The sequence below is a fragment of the Gilliamella sp. Fer4-1 genome (assembly GCF_001690515.1).
GTDB classification, from domain to species: Bacteria; Pseudomonadota; Gammaproteobacteria; order Enterobacterales; family Orbaceae; genus Gilliamella; species Gilliamella apicola_C.
Genome location: NZ_LZGZ01000232.1, coordinates 1 through 4,653 on the forward strand (window position 1 = coordinate 1; position 4,653 = coordinate 4,653).

The following is a 4,653-nucleotide window of genomic DNA, read 5'->3' on the forward strand; positions in this document are numbered from 1 at the left end:
ATTACGATGTTTATATATAAATATTTAACATTACAAAAAACTACTAAGCGCCTTATTTTTAGGTATAATAATTGTATAGAGATAGTTACTGTTTTTTGTATATAGTGGATACGAGGGCTAAAATAACTGATCATACTCAGTTGGCTATTGTTAAGCACTCCCTCACACCACCATAAGTATCTTCCATTTCAAGTATTAATAGCTATCTATTTTACCTTTTATTCATAACTAATGATGTAAAAACAAAACACCGAAAAATATTAATTATATCTATTAACTTTAGATAATTATCTTCTTAATTTAACAATCATAGGCACTTATATGAATTCATATTTATTACTATTTTTTGCAATTATTTGTGAAGTAATAGCTACATCTTCATTGAAACTATCAAATGGCTTCACTAATTTGATGTTCTCAATTATTACTATTATTGGCTATAGTGCATCGTTTTATCTTCTTTCATTAGCATTAAAAACCATTCCTGTTGGTATTGCCTATGCGATTTGGTCTGGAATCGGCATTGTATTAATCAGTTTAATTGCGTGGATCTTTCTAAAACAAACCTTAGATTTAGCAGCACTAATAGGCATGGGATTTATCATGTTTGGTGTGGTGATTATTAATTTATTCTCGAAAGTTGCGGGACATTAACCTCTAAATATGATGATTTTTTATTAAAAATAGCATTAGCTTGAACAAAATATTGAAATATTTTGTTCAAGCTAATGCTATAAATTGCGTTATTAATCGTTTTTTAACACGCTTTTATAATCAAAAGTCGTTTTAAATAACCCTAAAATACAATTCACAGTTTTAGCAAGATTATTAATTTAGGCATAAATTACAAAATATTTTGTAATTGGATATACAAATAATGAATAAACCAGCAATGCTTCTATTACTATTATGCTTGAATTATACGTATATAAAATAATCTTAAACGATTACCCAACGTTATTAGCCATTTGACACATTGTGGCATATTATCATTATGTAAAAAAATATTTACATTTAATTTATCACCCATTTAATTTGCAAGTAAACGGCAATAGTGAGTTTACAAAGATATCGACTAAAATTAAGCTAGGTCGGGTTCTAAAAAGCCCAATTGAAGTTTGATAATTTTTATCGTTTTATTCATTTTTAACTCTACTCCTAGATTATAAACACTTAATTATAAAAACTTAGATGTCAAATTAAGTTGAAATCATTAAAAACGGTACTTTCATTATCGGCGGATTAAATCATCACCATAACCAACCCATTTATAAGCAGTTAAAGCTTCAAGCCCCATTGGTCCTCGTGCATGTAATTTCTGTGTGCTGACAGCCACTTCAGCGCCTAAGCCAAACTGTCCACCATCGGTAAAACGTGTTGAAGCATTGACATAAACTGCTGCCGCATCAACCAAATTAGTGAATTGCTGTGCATTAGATAAATTACGGGTTAAAATGGCCTCGGAATGACCGCTACCATATTCACGAATATGTTCTACGGCGAGTTCAAGTGAGTCAACAATGACTACATTTAAATCTTTTGATAGCCATTCTTGGCGTAAGTGCTGATCTTCAACAGCAAAAACATTTGCAACACAAAATTTTAATATTTCATAAGAATTTGGATCAGCATGCAACACAACATCATTATCAGCCATAATTTGACTGAATTTAGGTAAGAATTTATCTGCAATGTTTCGATGAATAAGAAGCGTTTCAAGCGTATTACACGTACTTGGTCGTTGAGTTTTAGCATTTACGATAATAGAAAGGGCTTTATCATAGTCAGCGCTCTCATCAACAAAAATATGACAGACACCAATACCACCAGTAATGACAGGAATTGTTGAATGTTCACGGCATAATTTATGTAAGGCAGCGCCTCCACGTGGAATGATCATATCAACATATTGGTCGAGTTTAAGTAATTCAGTAATGTATTTGCGATCAGGATTATCAATACATTGTATTGCTGCTTTAGGTAATCCCGCTTGATCTAATGCCTGCTGAATGATAGAAATAGTCACAGCATTTGTGTGCATGGTCTCTTTTCCACCTCGCAATATTGCTGCATTACCCGTTTTTAAGCAAAGCGTAGCAATATCAATGGTGACGTTTGGCCGAGCCTCATAAATAACGCCAATCACCCCTAAAGGCACTCGGCGACGTTGTAGCTTTAAGCCACTATCTAAGGTTGCACCATCAATAATTTGACCAATGGGATCGGTTAATGAAACCACTTTACGTACATCATTAGCAATAGCCATTAACCGCTCAGGGGTTAATAATAACCGATCAATAATAGCCGCGCTCAGCCCCTGTGTTTTTGCTATTTCAATATCACGCTCATTTGCAACTAAAATAGCTGTGCAGTGCTGTTCTAATAAATCAGCAATCATCGTCAATACTTTATTTTTGACTGTTATTGGACATTGGGCTAATTGGTATGATGCCAGTTTTGCAGCTTTACCCATTTGTTGTAACATTATTATCACCATTAAGTTATATTCTTGTTTGCATCACTTCATTTTTTAAATGACTGTGTTTTACTAGCTATATCATTCTAATCTATAAAAATTTATTTACGAGCAGTATTTTTGAGCCTATCTAAATTATAGATTTAATTTCTTAAATAAAACATGAGCATAACTGTTAATATAATATTGAAATAAACCAGTATTATAAAAGCAAATATTTTCACCTCAAAAAGTCGCTCAGAAAACCCATTGATTTTATTGAAGTTTTTATTTCAATTTATTTATACTAAATCAACATGTTATAAATGATAAAGTCGCCTACATTGAGACATATGAAAGTTTATATTTAATACCCCCTTTCTTTAATTAAATTTTGCCAGAAAAATCACTAAATTTATTGTAATTAACATTGAATTCCGATTTTTGGAAAAATATTCAAACACAATGGTGATATGATGGCTTACTTGATTAAATTTGGGTATTCCTAATGGAAAAATATACAACAGAGGTATTTAGGCAAGCTCGTATAAGCAGAGATCCTCGGTTTGATGGCAAAGTATTTATTGCTGTTAAAACAACAAAAATATTTTGTCGAACAATTTGTCCTGCAAAACTACCACTGGAAAAAAATGTTACCTACTACTTATCCAAAGAAGAAGCCCTTAGCGCAGGTTATCGCCCGTGTTTTCGTTGTAAACCCGAATTCTCGCCAAATTTTAACGAGCTTTCTCGTTACTCTATATTTACGCAACAAGCTATAAAGTTGATCCAATCAGGAGAAATGCTGACATCTAGTGTAGAAGATATTGCATCAGCCTTATTTACTTCCAGTAGAAATCTAAATAAAGCGTTTACAAAAAACTTAGGAATACCTTTAAAACAGTTTCAAGATATGACAAAAGCATTATTTGCGAAAAAACTGTTATACTCATCAAATTTAAGTATTGTTGAAATATCAGAAGCGTGTGGATATAGTTGCGTTAGTGGCCTTTATAACCTGATTAATCGATTTTTGAAAGTTCCAGTTCGAAAATTACTTAGTAAAACTAAGGATGGGGCGAAACTAACAATTGATTTAAAAATACCTTATATAAATTTTTACAATTGGGATTTTTTTCTCACATTTCAATCAAAAAGGCTTATTAGCAACATCGAAAGTATCGAAGGTAGAGTCTATCGACGCACAATAGAAATTGAAAATATCAAAGGCTACTTTGAAATCAAGTGCGAAGATCGTGTTTTTATTATAACTTTATCTAGGTCATTTCTACCCAAAATGGCAGAAGTCTTAAGAAAAATTTCAGCCATGTTTGATTTGAATTCAAATATTAATTTTATTGAAGATCGGCTTAAAAATTTATATCCATCTATAATAAAAAATAAAGGGTTGCATATTCCTGGTGTTCTTTCGCCATATGAAGCAGGAATTCGAGCTATATGTGGTCAACAAGTCTCTGTTTCCGCGGCAACCAATTTACTAAATCAATTTGTTTCTATTTTTCACAAAAAAGATGAACAAGCAAATCATTACTTTCCCTGCCCAAAAGAAATTACAGCGTCTGGGTTAGACAGAATGAAAACAACTCAATCCAAAAAAAATACATTATTTGCATTTTCTCAGTGGTGCTGCGATTACGATATAAATTCACATATCGATAGTTTGAGCCAAGTAAAAGGTATTGGTCCGTGGACTATCAATTATATAAAGTTAAGAGGAATGAATGCTTCAGATATTTGGATGGAAACGGATTTAGGTATAAAAAAAGCGCTCGATAAATATGAGCTTCGAAATAGTGATAGTGCTGCACCGTGGAGAAGCTATTTGAGTATTCATTTATGGAACAATTTGTGATGTATTTTGATCAACTTACATGCCCAAAATCATTTCCTTGGCATTTTGCAAATATAGTTGCTACAAATGAGCATATCATTGAAGTAATGTTTTCTAACACAGCATCAGAAACTAATAAAAACAAAATCACTGAATTATGTAAACAGCAATTAATACTCTATTTTTCTAAAAAACTAACCACTTTTTGTCTTCCTTTCATATCTCAGGGAACACGCTTTTCGTCCACTGTCTACGATGAATTACTCAAAATTCCTTTTGGTTACACTAGTATTTATAAAGAAATAGCTATTTACCTTGGTTCAAAAAATAAATCAAGAGCGGTTGG

At 32.0% G+C, this 4,653-nt stretch carries 4 protein-coding genes; 3 read left to right on the forward strand and 1 reads right to left on the reverse strand.

All coding sequences use genetic code 11. The features are described from left to right. The first annotated feature begins 321 nt into the window (after positions 1-321). A complete protein-coding gene (locus A9G30_RS08310) occupies positions 322-654 on the forward strand; it encodes a DMT family transporter (protein WP_065568194.1) in 333 nt (110 codons plus the stop codon). A 577-nt stretch (positions 655-1,231) separates the two neighbouring features. On the opposite strand, the gene proA is transcribed toward A9G30_RS08310, so the two are convergent. After that, on the reverse strand, positions 1,232-2,485 hold the full coding sequence (gene proA, locus A9G30_RS08315) for a glutamate-5-semialdehyde dehydrogenase (RefSeq protein ID WP_065588643.1): 1,254 nt from the start codon (positions 2,483-2,485) through the stop codon (positions 1,232-1,234). 478 nt (positions 2,486-2,963) lie between these two features. On the opposite strand from proA, the gene A9G30_RS08320 reads away from it, so the two are divergent. Beyond that, positions 2,964-4,328, forward strand: coding sequence for a DNA-3-methyladenine glycosylase 2 (locus A9G30_RS08320; protein WP_065588644.1), 1,365 nt, complete (start codon positions 2,964-2,966; stop codon positions 4,326-4,328). Then, the coding region (locus A9G30_RS08325; RefSeq protein WP_065588645.1) for an MGMT family protein at positions 4,313-4,653 on the forward strand (341 nt) is incomplete at its 3' end. The genes A9G30_RS08320 and A9G30_RS08325, both read left to right, overlap by 16 nt.

Bases quoted from the DNA above. Each gene is read 5' to 3' on its own strand.
- proA (WP_065588643.1), bottom strand. From the start codon at position 2,485: ATGTTACAACAAATGGGTAAAGCTGCAAAACTGGCATCATACCAATTA.
- A9G30_RS08310 (WP_065568194.1), top strand. From the start codon at position 322: ATGAATTCATATTTATTACTATTTTTTGCAATTATTTGTGAAGTAATA.
- A9G30_RS08320 (WP_065588644.1), top strand. From the start codon at position 2,964: ATGGAAAAATATACAACAGAGGTATTTAGGCAAGCTCGTATAAGCAGA.